This is a genomic window from Advenella incenata, from assembly GCF_004217095.1.
Classification (GTDB): Bacteria; Pseudomonadota; Gammaproteobacteria; order Burkholderiales; family Burkholderiaceae_B; genus Advenella; species Advenella incenata.
In genome coordinates, this window is record NZ_SHKO01000002.1 from 1,076,971 (window position 1) to 1,091,598 (window position 14,628).

Genomic DNA, 14,628 nt, shown 5'->3' on the forward strand with positions numbered 1-14,628 from the left:
AAAGGCAAGTTATGAAAATCTCCTTAGCTCGTAAAAAGTTAGGTTTGGCAATTCTATGTGGTTTTTCCAGCCCGTCACTTGCGCAGGTAGGTGATACTGCGCAAGTGACGAGGTTAACGCCGATCCAAGCAGTCAGCCAGCCGTCCCTACTACCCGAAGAACTCCCTGGGGGACAGACGGCGCGCGGTGGCCGAGCTGGTATTTTAGGGAACAAAGATGTTATGGATTTGCCTTTCAGTTTATCCAGTTATACCTCAAAATTATTAACAAACCAGCAGATGAGCACGGTCGCCGATGCATTGGCTTTAGATTCATCGGTGAGCGTGAGTCAAACCGGTGGGCAGGTCGATTCTTATTCGATCCGAGGCTTTCCAGTCGGTGAAGGGAATGTGGGTGAAATTGCCTATGATGGGATCTACGGAATAGCACCAAATTATCGTGTTTTTAATGAATATGTTGAGCGCATTGAGGTCCTGAAAGGTGCAACCGGCATGTTATACGGCATGTCTCCAGACAGCGGCGTAGGAGGCGTGATTAATGTGGTACCCAAAAGGCCTTTAGAAGAGGATTTAACCGAAGTCGGTGCCACGTATGGCATGCGATCTTTATGGGGAGGCCATGTTGACCTCAGTAGGAAATTTGGAGTGGAACGCAATGTCGGTATTCGTTTCAATGGGGGCTACAAAAAAGGTGCAACTCCGGTAAAACACCAACGCAAAGAAGATACCGTAGGGGCTTTAGCACTGGACTATAACAGCGACAAACTTCGTATAAATCTGGATATGCTCTATCAGCGTGAAGATTGGAAAAATCCATCGCGTGTCTATACTTTACCGGAAGGAGTGTCAGTACCCGATGCGCCCGATGGAGAGAATAGTCCAACCCAGCGGTGGGGATGGTCGAAGATGAAGGATCACTCCATCCTGTTTGGAGCCGAATACAACATTAATGATAATTTTTCTATTTACGGCAATGCTGGATATGGAAATTCACGCGTGAGTAGATTGTATGATCAAACGATAAATTTTATCAACGAGAACGGTGACTTTAATACGAAGCCACGCTATGCTGAGTTTGAAGTGAAACGTAATACCGCAAGTATTGGTGCCCGAGTTAGTTTTAACACTGCAGCAATTAGACATGATGTGAATTTGCAATATAGTGCTTTGAAAGTTATTAATTATCAAGGTAGTTTAGATGGGGCCTCAATCCTCTCTAACTTATACGACCCTATTTCTCACCCTTCTCAAGATATCGCTAGACCTGATATGCCAAAGCGCGCAGAAATTGACCTTTCTGGTATTTCGCTTTCAGACACACTTTCGATGTTTAACGAACGATTACAGCTGATTTTAGGCTTGCGCTATCAGAATGTAAATTCCAAAAACTATGATCCTGTAACAGGTGCAACAACAACTTCATATCGTAAGGATGCATTAACACCTTCTGTCGGCCTCATCTTCCGGCCCACGGATAACACAATGGTTTATGGAAGCTATATTGAAGGCCTGAGCAAGGGAGATGTAGCCCCTTCCAGTGCTTTGAATGCAGGTGAGACATTTGCTCCCTATAAAACAAAACAGTACGAACTCGGATTCAAAGCAGATATTGGAAATCTAAATGCTGGCGTCAGTCTGTTCCAGATTACTAAGCCCAGCGGCCAGCTTGAGGGCAATATATTTGATGTAAATGCGGAGCAACGCAATCGTGGCCTCGAGCTCACTCTCCAAGGGGAATTAACTAAAGGGCTTAGAGTCTTCAGTGGCGCAACTTTCCTTGATGCTGAACTAACCAAGACGAATAATCCGGCCACGAAAGGCCATCGTCCAGTGGGTGTCCCGCGGTTCCAAGCGAATCTTGGAATGGAGTGGGATGTGCCCAAAGCAACTGGTCTGACGTTAATGGGTAATGTTATATATTCCGGGAAACAATATGTTAATCAGACGAATACAGCAAACTTGCCCGCTTGGACCCGTGTCGATGTAGGTGCACGTTACAATACTCAAATTAGTGGGAAAGCCGTGGCTTTACGAGCGAACCTGCAAAATGCCTTTAATAAAAAATATTGGTCTGGTGTAGCCTCCTACGGATCTTTCTCATTAGGAAGCCCAAGGACGCTGCTCGTCTCCGCAGAAATGGAATTTTAAATCGTAGTAAAAATTTTCCCCTGTATGAATAATTTAATATCTAAATCTATTAGCTGGTTTTGTGCGGTATTTCTAGTACTGACATGCAATATCGCCTGGCCAGCCAGCACAGTGGAGTCTGCATCTACGGTACAGGACATAACAGGCAGGACAGTTAAGATAAAGCTCCCTGTGCAGCGTGTCATGCTCGGAGAGGGCCGCATGCTTTACCTTACGTCTATTCTAGATACTGATCATCCATTGGATAGAATAGTAGGATGGCGTAAAGACCTAATGCAAACAGACCCTGATACCTACAAAGAGTACCAAGAGAAATTTCCGCAGATCGAAAAACTACCAATAATAGGAGGCTTTAACGATGGATCATTTAGTATAGAACAAGCGCTTTCACTGAAACCTGATGTTCTCATTCTTAACGTTGAGTCCAAGCGAGCGGCAGAAGATGGCCAGTATATTCAAAAACTTGCTACCCTGAATATACCGGTCGTATTTGTAGATTTCCGAAACGATCCGACAAAAAATACGGTCCCATCCTTGCGAATTTTTGGGAAACTCTTTGGAAAGGAACAGCGAGCCGAGGAGTTCCTCAAATTTTATAAAAATCAGACCAAACTCGTTACCGATGTCATTGAACACATAAATCCCAAAAGGCCAACCGTGTTTCTGGAACGTATCGGAGGCTACACTGATGATTGCTGTTTAAGTTTTGGAAATGAGAATTTTGGCCGATTCGTGGAGCTGGCTGGAGGTGATAACATTGCAAAAAATATTATTAAAGGCACATTTGGCCAAGTCAATCCAGAACAGATAATAGCGTCTTCGCCTGAATACGTCATTGTCACCAGTGCAAATTGGAGCGCCATTGCGCCCAATGGCGAGTGGATTGGTGTCGGACCAGGAGCAGATTTGTCAGTCGAAAAGAGTAAACTTAAAAACTATGCTAGCCGTACAGTATATAAAGATACAATCGCTGCAAAAAACAATCATATTTATGCTGTATGGCACCAATTTTATAATAGTCCATATCAATTTATTGCCATCCAACAATTCGCTAAATGGCTACACCCAGACCTTTTTAAATCTTTAAATCCGGACGAAAACTTCAAAGTGCTCCATGATAGATTTCTTCCTATACCCTATAAAAAAGGCTATTTTTTAGGGCTTGCTGATTAAATGCATACATCCGAAGACATCGCCCAAGTCAGTAGGTACGCCCCTCAGTCAACACAGTATATAAAAACTATCTATCGTAAGACGGCCATTTTGACGGTCCTGGCAGTGCTACTGTTCTTGAGTTTCGTATTTGACCTTGCGATAGGCCCATCTCAATATGCGTTTTCTGAAGTACTGAATGCGTTATTTCTCTTTGATTCGTCCAATGAACAGATAAAAACTGTGCTTTGGGAGATTCGAATGCCAGTGGCGCTCATGGCTGTCCTCGTGGGCGCTTCATTATCAGTTTCGGGTGCCCAGATGCAAACCATTCTGAATAATCCGCTCGCGAGCCCTTTTACTCTTGGGATTTCTGCTGCTGCGAGTTTTGGAGCGGCGCTTGCCCTGGCGTTCGGGGTAAAAATACTACCTGGAATATCAAACTATATCGTACCCCTAAATGCCTTTTTTATGGCTGCGCTCTCTGCATTGCTTATCTTCTTTTTAAGCAAACGGCGGGGAGCCACCACAGAAACAGTGGTACTACTGGGTATCGCACTCGTTTTTTCCTTTAACTCGCTGCTTGCTGCCGTTCAGTATTTTGCATCCGAGCAGGCCGTTGCTGCAGTGGTGTTTTGGACAATGGGAAGCTTGACCAAAGCGACCTGGGGAAAACTCGCATTAATTGGCCTATCTTTGGTATTTGTTCTACCCATTTTTTTTAGACGAGTTTGGATACTTACCTCCCTACGTTTGGGAGATGAAAAAGCTGCTAGTTTCGGAGTAAACGTAGGCTATATCAGACTGGAGACTCTCATATTAACGAGTCTTCTGGCGGCGCTACCCGTTGCCTTTGTCGGTACGATTGGATTTATCGGTCTGGTTGGTCCGCATATCGCCAGGATGATCATTGGAGAGGATCAACGTTTCTTCCTGCCGGCGTCACTACTCATGGGATCTTTAATTTTATCGTTAAGTTCAATTTTGAGTAAAACGTTAATATCGGGCGCCATTTTCCCCATAGGGATAGTTACCTCTATTATCGGGATTCCGGTATTCTTCTCTTTGATCCTGGCCAGCAAAAAAGCATAGCTATGACTTTACAAATCGCGAGCCTTGGTGCAAGCTACGGGCGCAATCAAATTCTGAGCGAGGTCAGCACTCCTCCCATCCCGTTTGGAAATATTGTTTCGGTAGTCGGGCCCAATGCTGCGGGAAAATCTACGCTATTTAAACGCATAGCCGGATTGATGCAAGGTCCAGGAGAGGTGATAATAGATAAAACAAAGGAGAAACGGGAACCGACAATTTCCTATATGCCTCAAATATCTTACTCAACCGCTCGTATTACAGTATTCGAATCGATTGCTTTAGCACTCAAACAGGGCAGCAGTAAGTGGAAACTATCAGGTACAGAATTGGAACGTGTCGATGCAATATTGCATTCGATTCAGATAGAAAATCTGGCATTCAAAAATATCGGGGATTTAAGTGGTGGGCAGCTACAACTAGTATCGCTTGCGCAAACGCTCATACGCGATCCAGATATTGTGCTAATGGATGAACCAACCAGTGCTTTGGATATGCGTCGTCAGATCCAAGTGCTTGATTACATACGCGAATTAGCAAATGGCCAGAAAAAACTGATATTTATTGCAATTCATGATCTAAATCATGCACTGCGGTTTTCTGATCTATGCATGGTAATCTCCGGTGGGTCTTTAGCCGCTTTTGGGAAAAGCGATATCGTCATTGACTCATCAATGCTCAGAAATATTTATGGAGTTTCTGCAAGAGTAGAAGATACTTCCATTGGTTTTAAACAGGTACTAGTTGAATCTATCGTCTGACATAAAAGCCAATCTCTTTGGAAGGTAACGAGCAGTAATACCGATGAATATAGATGTTAATAAATAAGCACTGAAGACAAAAAAGTACGTTTTTTCTAAACCATACATCTGACCGAACATAGCGCCTAGTGCAATACCTGAAATTGACGAAAACTGAGAAACGCTCTGACTAACACCCAATACCACGCCTTGGTTAGTACGATTTGCAATTCTCGATATCGTTGCTACGACAATGGGCTGAGTTCCGCCTAACAAAATACCCCACACAACGTATAAGCCAATAAAGACATCTACATTTCTAGTAACCGCTGCGACTATCACAACCAAGCCACAACCGAAAACGATAAACAACAGTTTGACCAAAGTTCCCCGTAACGATTCATTCTCAAATATACGCGCCCATAACGGGGCTGAGATAATAAAACCTAGAGCCAGTGCTCCATACGCAATGCCTGTGGTTGTGTGAGAAACCTCAAAAACGGAGCTCACATAACGTGAAAATACCGTCTGTGGAATCATTCTAGAAAGTAGCAAACCACCTAATACCAAATAAAGCGGAACGAGACTGGACAGTGCAAGGGGTTTCTCCGCTGCAGCAATATGTTGTGGGTCTCCGGTAAGGGCTTGGCAAATTCGCGAATGGCTGATGGTGAAGAGCGCGTTGCACTGGGTATGCGACCGAAGATAGATGTCTTATTCATTAGATGACGATTCGTCAGGCACTAACCCAGGTCTATACCCGACGTCATCTGGGTCCTCGTCGACGCGGTTGAGAACGAACAGATGGCCAACATATAAATTGATGGCCGCAAAAACGAGATCTCCATTATTATCAGTTAGCCAGCGGCGAATTCTCACCAGTACCTCACCGACCGGGCGGTCAAACAAGGCAGCAACCTCTAAGTCGGCTCTCGCTATGGTGATCTCTTGTCGATAGCGAATGATCCGCGGCTTTGCATATCGTCGGACGAGATCACTTATTTTTGCCTCAAGATCAGCATCTTTAGGAAATTTGGTGTAGATGTTCTGGGCCACGTACACATCGGATAAATTAAACTTTTCACTGTCTAGATGATGCATCCGGAGAATGCGCGTGTACGAAATTGGTCTTTCTTGACACCCTTCCTCGGCGGATGCTAATTCCTTCGGCAATGCCATTTGCTGAGTTCGCCGAAGCAGCCGAACTTGCTGATCCTGCATCGCAGGGATATTGCTGAGCTGCGTTCCTTCTTGTACGAAAGTCCCCTTACCGCGGGTGCTTGTCAGGAGTCCATCATCGACCAGCAGTTGCAACGCTTGACGGACGGTGTTTCGAGAGACGCTGTACTGCTCACAAAGCTCTGGAAGCGTTGGTAACTGTGTTCCGGGAGCCCATTCTCCCTTTGCAATTATGTCCTGAAATACGGCTGCTAACCTCAAATAGTGAGCGATCCTCCCTGTGTGAGCAGGGTTGCTGGGCGTGCGGTTATTGTGCCTGTTGAAAGAAAAAGCGCGGTGAGGCGCAGAAGAGTCTTGCGTTGGTTTCATAAAAGTACTATAGTAGGTTCTATTGATCGTATAGGGGTGTGTTCTCCATTATGTATCAGCTGATATATATGTGCAAGTGAGTAATCATTAATGGGGTGCAGTCTATATCGCATAGTTTGATTGATGGGGAAGCATTAAGCAAAATTTGTTGGGCAAAATTTCAAAGTGTGTTTCTGGGGTTTTGGCAACAATAACCGTCTATCAAAATTGCTTAAGTTAATACTAATGATTTTAGCGAGATCTCCATTGTGGTGTTGGTTGCTGCCTTGGGACTCCAAATAAAAGGAGTAACTGCAGATGTATACAGGCAAGCACAGCGCTGACATAGTACGTATAGGTACTGGCGCCAGTTTTTCGGAAGAGCGAATCTATCCTGGTGTACAGTTGTTGAAGTATTCTAAACTAGACTACCTCGTTTGCGAATGTTTAGCTGAGCGTACGATTGCACGAGAGACGCTCAGTCGCGAGCGCAATCCTGAGCTTGGATACTGTCCAATGCTGGAGGAACGTATGATGGCCTTTATGCCTCTCTGTATCGAACAGAGTGTGCGGGTTGTCAGCAATATGGGTGCCGCCAATCCCATAAGTGCAGCCAAAGTGGTGCAACGCGTTGGTCGGGAACTGGGTTTGGGCGACGTTTCGTGTGCCGTAGTGTCTGGAGATGACGTTACAGAGCTATTAAAGAGGCATCCGGAGTTACCATTAATGGATAATTCCGGTCCACTTGAACAGCTGTTGCCGCGAATGGCTTCCGCGAATGTTTATCTTGGGGCAGACGTCATAGCCCAAGCGTTAGATACAGGGGCGCAGGTTGTGATAACTGGCCGCGTCGCCGACCCGTCGTTATATCTCGGCGTGCTGCTACATCATTTCTCATGGTCATACTCGGATATGAGTAAGTTAGCTGCAGGTTTGATAGGTGGCCACTTGTCAGAGTGTGGCACTCAAGTGACCGGCGGATATTTCGCCGATCCAGGAAAAAAGGATGTGCCCAGGCTGGCGGACATAGGCTATCCATACATTGACGTAACTCGTTCCGGCGATGTAACTGTAAGCAAAACCCCGGGCTCTGGAGGTCGTGTCGACCGCATGACTTGCACTGAACAACTTCTTTATGAACTCCACGATCCCGCAAACTATATTACCCCGGACTGTGTCGTCGATGTGACCAATATTTCATTCACGGAAGAAGGCAAAGACCGTATACGTGTAACGGGAGTACTTGGTAAACCTCGTACCGACACATATAAGGCGGTTATTGGCTATTTCGATGGATATATTGGTAGTGGTGAAGTTTCCTTTGCGGGTCCGAACGCAGTTGGGAGAGCACGCCTCGCAGCGGAGGTCGCCCAGGAACGATTCCGGCTTGAAGGAGGGGTTTGCACCGAAATGCAGATCGACCTGATTGGGATAAATTCATTGCACCAAAATATATTGCCTCATTCTGTTCCGTACGAGGTCCGATTACGCATCGCGGGTCGCTGCCCTGATCGCCGCTCCGCATTACTACTCGGTGAGCAAGTTCGTCACATGACGGTCCAGGGCCCATGTGCTGCGGGTGGGCCGATCAATCATGGTGCTCGAGAGGTGCTGGCCGTTGCAAGCGTGCTTGTGCCGCGCAAATGGGTGAAGACCCAAGTTACGCTGGAGGGTATGCAATGAGCAGAACCGTCAAAGTATATGACCTTGCGCACTCACGCTCCGGCGACAAAGGAAATATATCAAACATTGTCGTTGTAGCGTATGACGATGACGGCTGGGAAATTCTCAGTCGGCTTCTGACCAGTGAGCGTGTTAAGCAGGCCTATAGTAGCGTTGCCGAAGGACCGGTAATTCGATATGAGCTTCCAAAGCTACGTGCGCTCAATTTCGTAATTCACAATGCGTTGGCTGGGGGTGTCACACGCTCGTTGCGATTGGATCCTCATGGGAAATCCTTGAGCAGCATCGTTTTATCTATTGTACTACCTTTGGAGAGCTGAATATTGTGAATATCAGTCTACCGCTGCCACTCGAAGGCGCATGCGATTGCCATGTCCATGTATATGGGTCTAAGCAACTTTACCCGGTTAAGGACGAAAGTAGATACAGCTGGTACGACTCACCGGTGTCCGCGCACCAAGCCTTCGCAAGAAAGAGCGGAATCAGCCGTGCTGTCATCGTTCAACCAAGTATATACGGAACTGAGAACCATTGTACTCTTGACGCGGCGGCAAGTCTCCAGGGTGCGGGCAGGGCAGTCGTTGAAATTGATGAGAACGCCATCACTGACGCAGAGCTTGACATCATGCATGCCAGTGGCGCGCGCGGCGTACGTTTGACGATTGCACTGGCAGGTCTGCCGGACGATTCACTGTACCAGAGAACGGTCGTTCGCATTCAGGCGACTGCACTTCGCGTTGCGAGGAACAATTGGCATATCGAAGTGATGACGCCAGGCTGGCTTTCTGTTCGGCTAATTCCAGTATTACGGGACACGGGGTTGAAGTATTGTTTCGGTCATGTAGCGGGCCTTCGGCCTGAAATGGGTTCAGTCTCAGAGGAATTTCGAGCCATCTGTAGCGAGTTATCTCGAGGCGATCGATGTTACGTCAAGTTATCGGCGTTTTATCGCCTCTCCAAGCTATCGGGATATGACGACCTGCGCCCGATCCTGCGCTCGTTAATGATGGATGTGCCGACCCGACTATTGTGGGGTACCGACTTCCCACATCCAAAGTACTCGGCCAAGGTAACGCCTGAACAACAATTGCAGGTACTTCTCGACTCCGTGTCCGATATTGAGACGCTCACACAGATCTTAGTTCATAACCCGCAACATTTTTACGATTTTGAGAATAAGGACCAGACTGCTGAAGCTCGTAGTCGTTGACTCTGAAAGGACTAGTAGCGAGTCAGGCGCTTTCATGATGGAGGATGAGATCGGGTGATACCAGTATCGCTAGTGGTTGCGCATCTCTCGCCGGAAACAACAATTCAGAGGATAGAGACATGAAGATTTCAAGATTACTTATAAGTGCACTGATGGCAACTTGTTTCCTAGCCACGGCGCAGGAGCCATACCCTTCTCGTCCCGTAACTCTTGTGCTGGGGTTTGCACCTGGAGGGGCTGGTGAGCAAGTCGTTAGACCGTTGGAAAAGGAGCTAGCCACTCAGTTAGGAAAGCCTTTGATTCTGGAGCATCGACCAGGTGCTACGGGTGCAATCGCAGCCTCGGCGGTGGCACGTGCAAGTCCGGCGGGCTATACATTACTAATTGCCGGCACGGGAGGCCATGCCATACTCCCCGCTATTTCTCCAAAACTGAACTTCGATCCCGTCAATGACTTTACCCCAATCGCTGCGCTGTGCGGGGGGCCGAATGTCTTGCTGGTCAACAATGATCTCCCTGTAACAAATCTCGAACAGGTAATTAGCTATGCTAGGCAGCATCCGGGCAAACTTAATTTTGGTTCGACAGGCCACGGTAGTTCACTGCATATGAGTGGAGAACTACTAAAGCAAATGGCGAATATTGACATTGTACATGTTCCCTTTCAAGGAGGCGGACCCATGATGGTTGCCCTTCTAAGCGGACAGATTCAAATGGCGTTTGCGAACCTACCCGCGGCTCTAGCGCAGATCCGTGGAGGTCAAGTGCGAGCAATCGCTGTAACGAGTCCTCAAAGGTTTCCTGGAACCCCGACAATTCCGACTTTTGCGGAGAGTGGACTACCTGGCTATGAGGTGACGTCTTGGTATGCTTTATTTGGGCCAAGAAATATGCCACAGCCAATTGTAGAGCGCTTAAATAAAGAGATCAATGCGGTTCTGCACAGCGCGGACTACAAAGCCAATTTACTCGTAAACGGCTTGATCCCCATCGGAGGAACACCGGCTGACCTACGCTATATGCTAGCTAAAGAGATAAGTAAATGGCGCGAGGTCGTACGCGCGCTCAATATTTTGAAAAATGGAAGTTGAGCACGTTTGGATTGTTGTGCTAAAACATGAGTTAGAATTCCGCGAATACGCTAGGCTTTGAGCAGACGTATTTCACCTTACAGGCTACGTCTGAGGGGCTGGGTTTCGTATGGTATCGCTATTCTTGGGTATAGACGATATCATTTCCGGCCGCATCTGTGTACCATTCGATCCACTTAGTGTAAAGCGGCGGACGTACTACGCCAACAGCGTTATGATACCCAAGGACAGAGTTATGATCGTTGAATTTTGCGAATGGTTGCAACCAGAAGGCCGTGATACGGAGCAGTTAATCGGTGTGATCCATAGACATCAATTCAACTTTGGTAGGCTTGAGGTCGAGTCTATAGTTTTGTTCTTGTATGCGTTCTTTTCTGTGATCGGTACTCGATTAGAACAGCATTAGAATACTGAGTCTGTTCAGATAGTTCGAAGTATTTTCCCATCGGCGTTTTTCCATTATTAGCACTGTCAGGACGTTCCCTGTTGTAATAATACTGCCACTCTGGAAGTAAATCATCCAGAGTATTAATTGTCAGATCAACGGTCGCATAAAATTCTGCCTTGTCGGTTTTTTGAGACCGTTCTACTTTCCTTTTTAGGTGTGGAAAGGTAGGTTTAATGGGGCGAAATTTGATTCCATGCTTTTGGAATTTTTCCTGTACTTTGATGGCAAAAAACTCTCGCCCAAGTTCAGTCTGAATGCGTTGAATTGGAAACGGCATATCTTCAATTACACAATTAATAAAATCCAGGGTATTTTCTGTAGTTCGCCGACGGTAAAGTCTTAGAACCCTGTAGCGAGTGCAGTCATCGACCGAAGAGTATTGGTACAAGTTAGGTCCGATTCTGCATGTATCCATTTGGACACGATCCGTAAGCATCCAGTGAAGTCACCTTGCAAGGTCTTATCGGGGCTGCCAGGATAGTGTCCACTCCCTGATAAGTGGACACTATTATAAACGAAATAATCCCTATTAAGCGTACCCGGCGGATTTACTCAGCGGCGTTCAAGACCGAGATGGCTAAAGCGAGCCAGCAAGTGATTCTCACCCAGCCGATGATGCATGTGGACGAGACACCCGTGAAGGTACTGCAACCGCGCAGCAAGAGGACGCATCGCGCTTATCTGTGGGCCTATGCCCCAGGCGCGTTCCAGAATCTGAAGGCCGTGGTCTATTATTTTACCGAAGGGCGCGCGGGGACTCATGCCCGGACCTTCTTGGGAGGCTGGCGCGGTCAACTCGTATATGTGATGATTACGGTGGTTATAAAGCTTGCTTCGAGCTAGGCATGGCCGAAGTCGGTTGTATGGCACACGCCCGGCGCAAATTCTTCGAACTGCACAAATCGGGTAAAAGCCATATCGCAGAACAGGCACTCAAGAGCATCGGGCATCCATATTGTAGTTGACGTTGATGCAATCAACCAAACGGTTATAGAGCAGGCTATTGCGTGCTTTATTAAAATTGGAGAAATAGATTGGGAATCGGAAAGCCCTGTTCCCCGCGATCATTTACCCATTATTTGTGAGTTTGAAGCGTTGGCGAAAGCGATTGCGTATTTTCCAGTATTAAATGGCAAACTGAATCGAAGATATTATATAGAATGTTAAAACTGTCGAATACTTGATCTACCTAAGATTTAGATATCTTCTATTTGTTCTATTACAAGGTTAATCACCACATTTAGTGTAGGAGAATTCAGTTATATGCTCAGAGAGTTGCTTAAGAAAAATTTGCGTAATCTAAATAGTCGAGAAGGCGTGAATACGACTTTTAGCTTCATCTTTATGGCTTTTTGTTCATTCCTTTTATTTGGGTCAAAATCGAACAATGAATTTCCTATATTTATTGCATCAACAGTTATGGTAGTTTGTACTTACCTAACACACCGCGATCCAATAATAAAAATCTTTAAAAAAACACCGTTGACTTGGGTGATTAGCGTACTTATATTCTTTATCAGCGTGGTATTTGTCAAACATAAGATTAATCATGAACTTAAAATTGACGCTCAATATATTCAATATGCCTCTTCAGTCGGTGGGGCTTTCTATACAGTTATAGTTGCAATGGCAGTATCTGGAGTATTTTTTATTCTGTTTGGATTTTTGAAAGCATTATCAATAATTAATATATTTTTGGCATTGTGCATGACCGCTCTAATTTATTTCTTTTCAGATTTGTCTCAGTATCCATTTACTATGGAGAATGCCACTATCAATTTGATGATCGCGATTTTGATATGCATTTTCTTGGAAAAATTCAAGATAAATAAGCTCTTGGATCGATATATAGAAGCTAATGAACCAATATTTAGCAATTTTTCCAGATATTCATATCTATCAAATGGGATAGAATTATTTTGGATGGCAATTTTTCTTGGACAGAATTTTCCTGTTAGTACTAAGCAAATGCTGCTTTTCGATTCTTACTCATTTTCAGCATGCGGGCCTGAAGTTGATAATACCGTTTATATTAGAAAGAGCGAGCAAGAATGTGTGAAAATTCGTTTGGAGGATTTTTTTAATATCGTCAGCTATGACGTAATCCCCTTCGGAAATAAAACGTAAGTTTAGTTAGCTATTCTTAATTTTTTTACCTCCCAATCAGCGAGACCTCTCTTGATGATAAAAATTAAAGGCTCAAATGCTTTAGACTATGTTGATCGCAACGCTTGCTGTCGACAATGAATAACACTTTGTGTGGTTCACCGCTGAACGCGATGCATATTTCGCAATAGTTGCCGGGTCTGGCTTGCGACTCGAACTGCGTAGTGCAAAATGTAGGCACCCATACTAGGGAGAAGCTGTCGCACAGCGTGCCCGTTTCAGGTGGTCATGTTTCAGCATATTGCAACCCGTTTATGAGGCTCCACAGTGCCAAGTAGACCTTGGCCGATTCAGTTATATCGATCTTAAGACTAAGACGCAGTGCCGTTTTGTAATGCCCCAGCGACTTCACTCACATCGATTGCGGTAAATTGTGATGAAAGCATTTCTGCAGGGATTAAGTCGTAGCCGAGCGTGGTTCCATAACGTCCTTTAAAGAGGCAGATAGGTGCTCGGCGCAAGTACCAAAACCATCGGATCGGCCCATAGGCATTGCGTTGCTCAAGAATGTCGGCTTGAATGAACGGCACGAACGTCTCAAGGTATTCCACCGCGTCGGTGCTGTCCAGCATATGCTTCGGCGGACGACACTTTGTATACACTCGCGAAGCTGTTTCAAACGCGCTCTGGTTGGCAAGCGTGGACCACTTAGTCGTGGCACAAAACGATTGGAGCTTCTGTACGGCTGGATCGATCAGTAAAGGTAGCATTTGTTTTTGTTCAAACAGTGATAATTCAATTTAACTATTTTTTTAGGTAGTGAAGAATCAATGCCAGGTGTTGTTGTGTTCGGCCCAGTCAATAAATAAGTATAAATACTCCAGTTCGTAAATGCCCTTCTCAAGTAGATCCGATTCTTTGCGAGAATTTTCCATTCCGAGTTCATTCATCAAGAGCTAATTACATGCTAGTTCGTTAGATAGTGGTGTAGTCATGCTCATGAATTTTTCTTGATAATTGTATTTTTCCACTCTTTATGGATGGATTCGTAGAATCCTTGTACTGTATCAACACGTATTCCTATCACTATTCGTAACGGAATTGTGTAATTACCATTTTTCGATCCGATTTAGAGCACGTAATTAACAGCGCAGCATCATTGGTTCAAACTTTCACGATATAGCCATCTGATGTACTCAATATTTGACGAACAGGGTAGGGATTGAGTCGACGCGCCAGCGTAGTTAATTAGAGTGCCAAATACGTCAAAGCAAACAGCCGAAATACTGTTAATTTTTCTTATTACTTGGTAACTTTAGTTTGATTTTATTTATTGTAACGTAAGCGTCCGGTAAACCCATCTTGAATATCAGCGACAGATCGTAGAGGATTGAATCTCCATCAGGTTCTTGGTGGAGTAATTCATCCCAGTAGG

General features: G+C 45.5%; 14 protein-coding genes and 1 pseudogene. 11 read left to right on the top strand and 4 right to left on the bottom strand.

The features are described 5' to 3' along the window. The first annotated feature begins 11 nt into the window (after positions 1–11). The 4 genes from EV681_RS16170 to EV681_RS16185 all read left to right on the top strand — a co-directional run bounded on the left by EV681_RS16170 (position 12) and on the right by EV681_RS16185 (position 5,149). Positions 12–2,147: a TonB-dependent receptor gene (locus EV681_RS16170; RefSeq protein WP_130304588.1), complete on the top strand. Its 2,136-nt coding sequence runs from the start codon at positions 12–14 to the stop codon at positions 2,145–2,147. Positions 2,148–2,348: 201 nt separating this feature from the next. Beyond that, on the top strand, positions 2,349–3,320 hold the full coding sequence (locus EV681_RS16175; protein WP_242612282.1) for an ABC transporter substrate-binding protein: 972 nt from the start codon (positions 2,349–2,351) through the stop codon (positions 3,318–3,320). Beyond that, positions 3,321–4,391 carry a FecCD family ABC transporter permease gene (locus EV681_RS16180; RefSeq protein ID WP_130304590.1) on the top strand — a complete coding sequence of 357 codons (1,071 nt, stop codon included), beginning with the start codon at positions 3,321–3,323 and terminating at the stop codon, positions 4,389–4,391. A 2-nt stretch (positions 4,392–4,393) separates the two neighbouring features. Next, on the top strand, positions 4,394–5,149 hold the full coding sequence (locus tag EV681_RS16185; RefSeq protein ID WP_130304591.1) for an ABC transporter ATP-binding protein: 756 nt from the start codon (positions 4,394–4,396) through the stop codon (positions 5,147–5,149). On the opposite strand, the gene EV681_RS16190 is transcribed toward EV681_RS16185, so the two are convergent. Continuing rightward, on the bottom strand, positions 5,129–5,698 hold the full coding sequence (locus tag EV681_RS16190) for an MFS transporter (RefSeq protein ID WP_341273445.1): 570 nt from the start codon (positions 5,696–5,698) through the stop codon (positions 5,129–5,131). The two genes, EV681_RS16185 and EV681_RS16190, sit on opposite strands and share 21 nt — an antisense overlap. Positions 5,699–5,842: 144 nt before the next feature. Continuing rightward, positions 5,843–6,676, bottom strand: a complete 834-nt coding sequence (locus EV681_RS16195) for a GntR family transcriptional regulator (RefSeq protein WP_130304593.1) — start codon at positions 6,674–6,676, stop codon at positions 5,843–5,845. 297 nt (positions 6,677–6,973) lie between these two features. On the opposite strand from EV681_RS16195, the gene EV681_RS16200 reads away from it, so the two are divergent. The 4 genes from EV681_RS16200 (at position 6,974) to EV681_RS16215 (ending at position 10,639) form a co-directional block, all read left to right on the top strand. After that, on the top strand, positions 6,974–8,338 hold the full coding sequence (locus EV681_RS16200) for an acyclic terpene utilization AtuA family protein (protein ID WP_130304594.1): 1,365 nt from the start codon (positions 6,974–6,976) through the stop codon (positions 8,336–8,338). After that, positions 8,335–8,658, top strand: coding sequence for an AtuA-related protein (locus EV681_RS16205; RefSeq protein WP_130304595.1), 324 nt, complete (start codon positions 8,335–8,337; stop codon positions 8,656–8,658). The genes EV681_RS16200 and EV681_RS16205 overlap by 4 nt, the downstream gene beginning before the upstream one ends. Before the next feature lie 5 nt (positions 8,659–8,663). Beyond that, the gene (locus tag EV681_RS16210; RefSeq protein ID WP_165393079.1) at positions 8,664–9,548 is read left to right on the top strand and encodes an amidohydrolase family protein; all 885 of its coding nucleotides are present in this window, start codon (positions 8,664–8,666) and stop codon (positions 9,546–9,548) included. 119 nt (positions 9,549–9,667) lie between these two features. Next, the gene (locus tag EV681_RS16215) at positions 9,668–10,639 is read left to right on the top strand and encodes a Bug family tripartite tricarboxylate transporter substrate binding protein (RefSeq protein WP_165393080.1); all 972 of its coding nucleotides are present in this window, start codon (positions 9,668–9,670) and stop codon (positions 10,637–10,639) included. Positions 10,640–10,928: 289 nt separating this feature from the next. On the opposite strand, the pseudogene EV681_RS16220 reads toward EV681_RS16215, so the two are convergent. Further along, positions 10,929–11,514 (bottom strand): annotated as a pseudogene (locus EV681_RS16220) (DDE-type integrase/transposase/recombinase); the annotation flags it as partial. A gap of 146 nt (positions 11,515–11,660) precedes the next feature. On the opposite strand from EV681_RS16220, the gene EV681_RS16225 reads away from it, so the two are divergent. From EV681_RS16225 to EV681_RS16230, 3 genes are all read left to right on the top strand, one after another. After that, positions 11,661–11,930, top strand: coding sequence for an IS66 family transposase (locus EV681_RS16225; RefSeq protein WP_423191209.1), 270 nt, complete (start codon positions 11,661–11,663; stop codon positions 11,928–11,930). Further along, entirely contained in the window at positions 11,870–12,052 is a 183-nt protein-coding gene (locus EV681_RS22865) for an IS66 family transposase (protein WP_423191217.1), read from the top strand. The genes EV681_RS16225 and EV681_RS22865 overlap by 61 nt, the downstream gene beginning before the upstream one ends. A 298-nt stretch (positions 12,053–12,350) precedes the next feature. Then, positions 12,351–13,214, top strand: coding sequence for a hypothetical protein (locus tag EV681_RS16230; RefSeq protein WP_130304598.1), 864 nt, complete (start codon positions 12,351–12,353; stop codon positions 13,212–13,214). Between the two features lie 350 nt (positions 13,215–13,564). Here the strand turns inward: EV681_RS16230 and EV681_RS16235 are convergent, their stop codons facing one another. Continuing rightward, positions 13,565–13,825, bottom strand: coding sequence for a hypothetical protein (locus EV681_RS16235; protein WP_130304599.1), 261 nt, complete (start codon positions 13,823–13,825; stop codon positions 13,565–13,567). Between the last annotated feature and the right edge of the window lie 803 nt (positions 13,826–14,628).

Excerpts from the sequence above, each read along its gene's own strand:
- EV681_RS16170 (WP_130304588.1), top strand. The coding sequence starts at position 12 with ATGAAAATCTCCTTAGCTCGTAAAAAGTTAGGTTTGGCAATTCTATGT.
- EV681_RS16175 (WP_242612282.1), top strand. The coding sequence starts at position 2,349 with ATGCTTTACCTTACGTCTATTCTAGATACTGATCATCCATTGGATAGA.
- EV681_RS16180 (WP_130304590.1), top strand. The coding sequence starts at position 3,321 with ATGCATACATCCGAAGACATCGCCCAAGTCAGTAGGTACGCCCCTCAG.
- EV681_RS16185 (WP_130304591.1), top strand. The coding sequence starts at position 4,394 with ATGACTTTACAAATCGCGAGCCTTGGTGCAAGCTACGGGCGCAATCAA.
- EV681_RS16195 (WP_130304593.1), bottom strand. The coding sequence starts at position 6,676 with ATGAAACCAACGCAAGACTCTTCTGCGCCTCACCGCGCTTTTTCTTTC.
- EV681_RS16200 (WP_130304594.1), top strand. The coding sequence starts at position 6,974 with ATGTATACAGGCAAGCACAGCGCTGACATAGTACGTATAGGTACTGGC.
- EV681_RS16205 (WP_130304595.1), top strand. The coding sequence starts at position 8,335 with ATGAGCAGAACCGTCAAAGTATATGACCTTGCGCACTCACGCTCCGGC.
- EV681_RS16215 (WP_165393080.1), top strand. The coding sequence starts at position 9,668 with ATGAAGATTTCAAGATTACTTATAAGTGCACTGATGGCAACTTGTTTC.
- EV681_RS16225 (WP_423191209.1), top strand. The coding sequence starts at position 11,661 with ATGGCTAAAGCGAGCCAGCAAGTGATTCTCACCCAGCCGATGATGCAT.
- EV681_RS16230 (WP_130304598.1), top strand. The coding sequence starts at position 12,351 with ATGCTCAGAGAGTTGCTTAAGAAAAATTTGCGTAATCTAAATAGTCGA.
- EV681_RS16235 (WP_130304599.1), bottom strand. The coding sequence starts at position 13,825 with ATGCTGGACAGCACCGACGCGGTGGAATACCTTGAGACGTTCGTGCCG.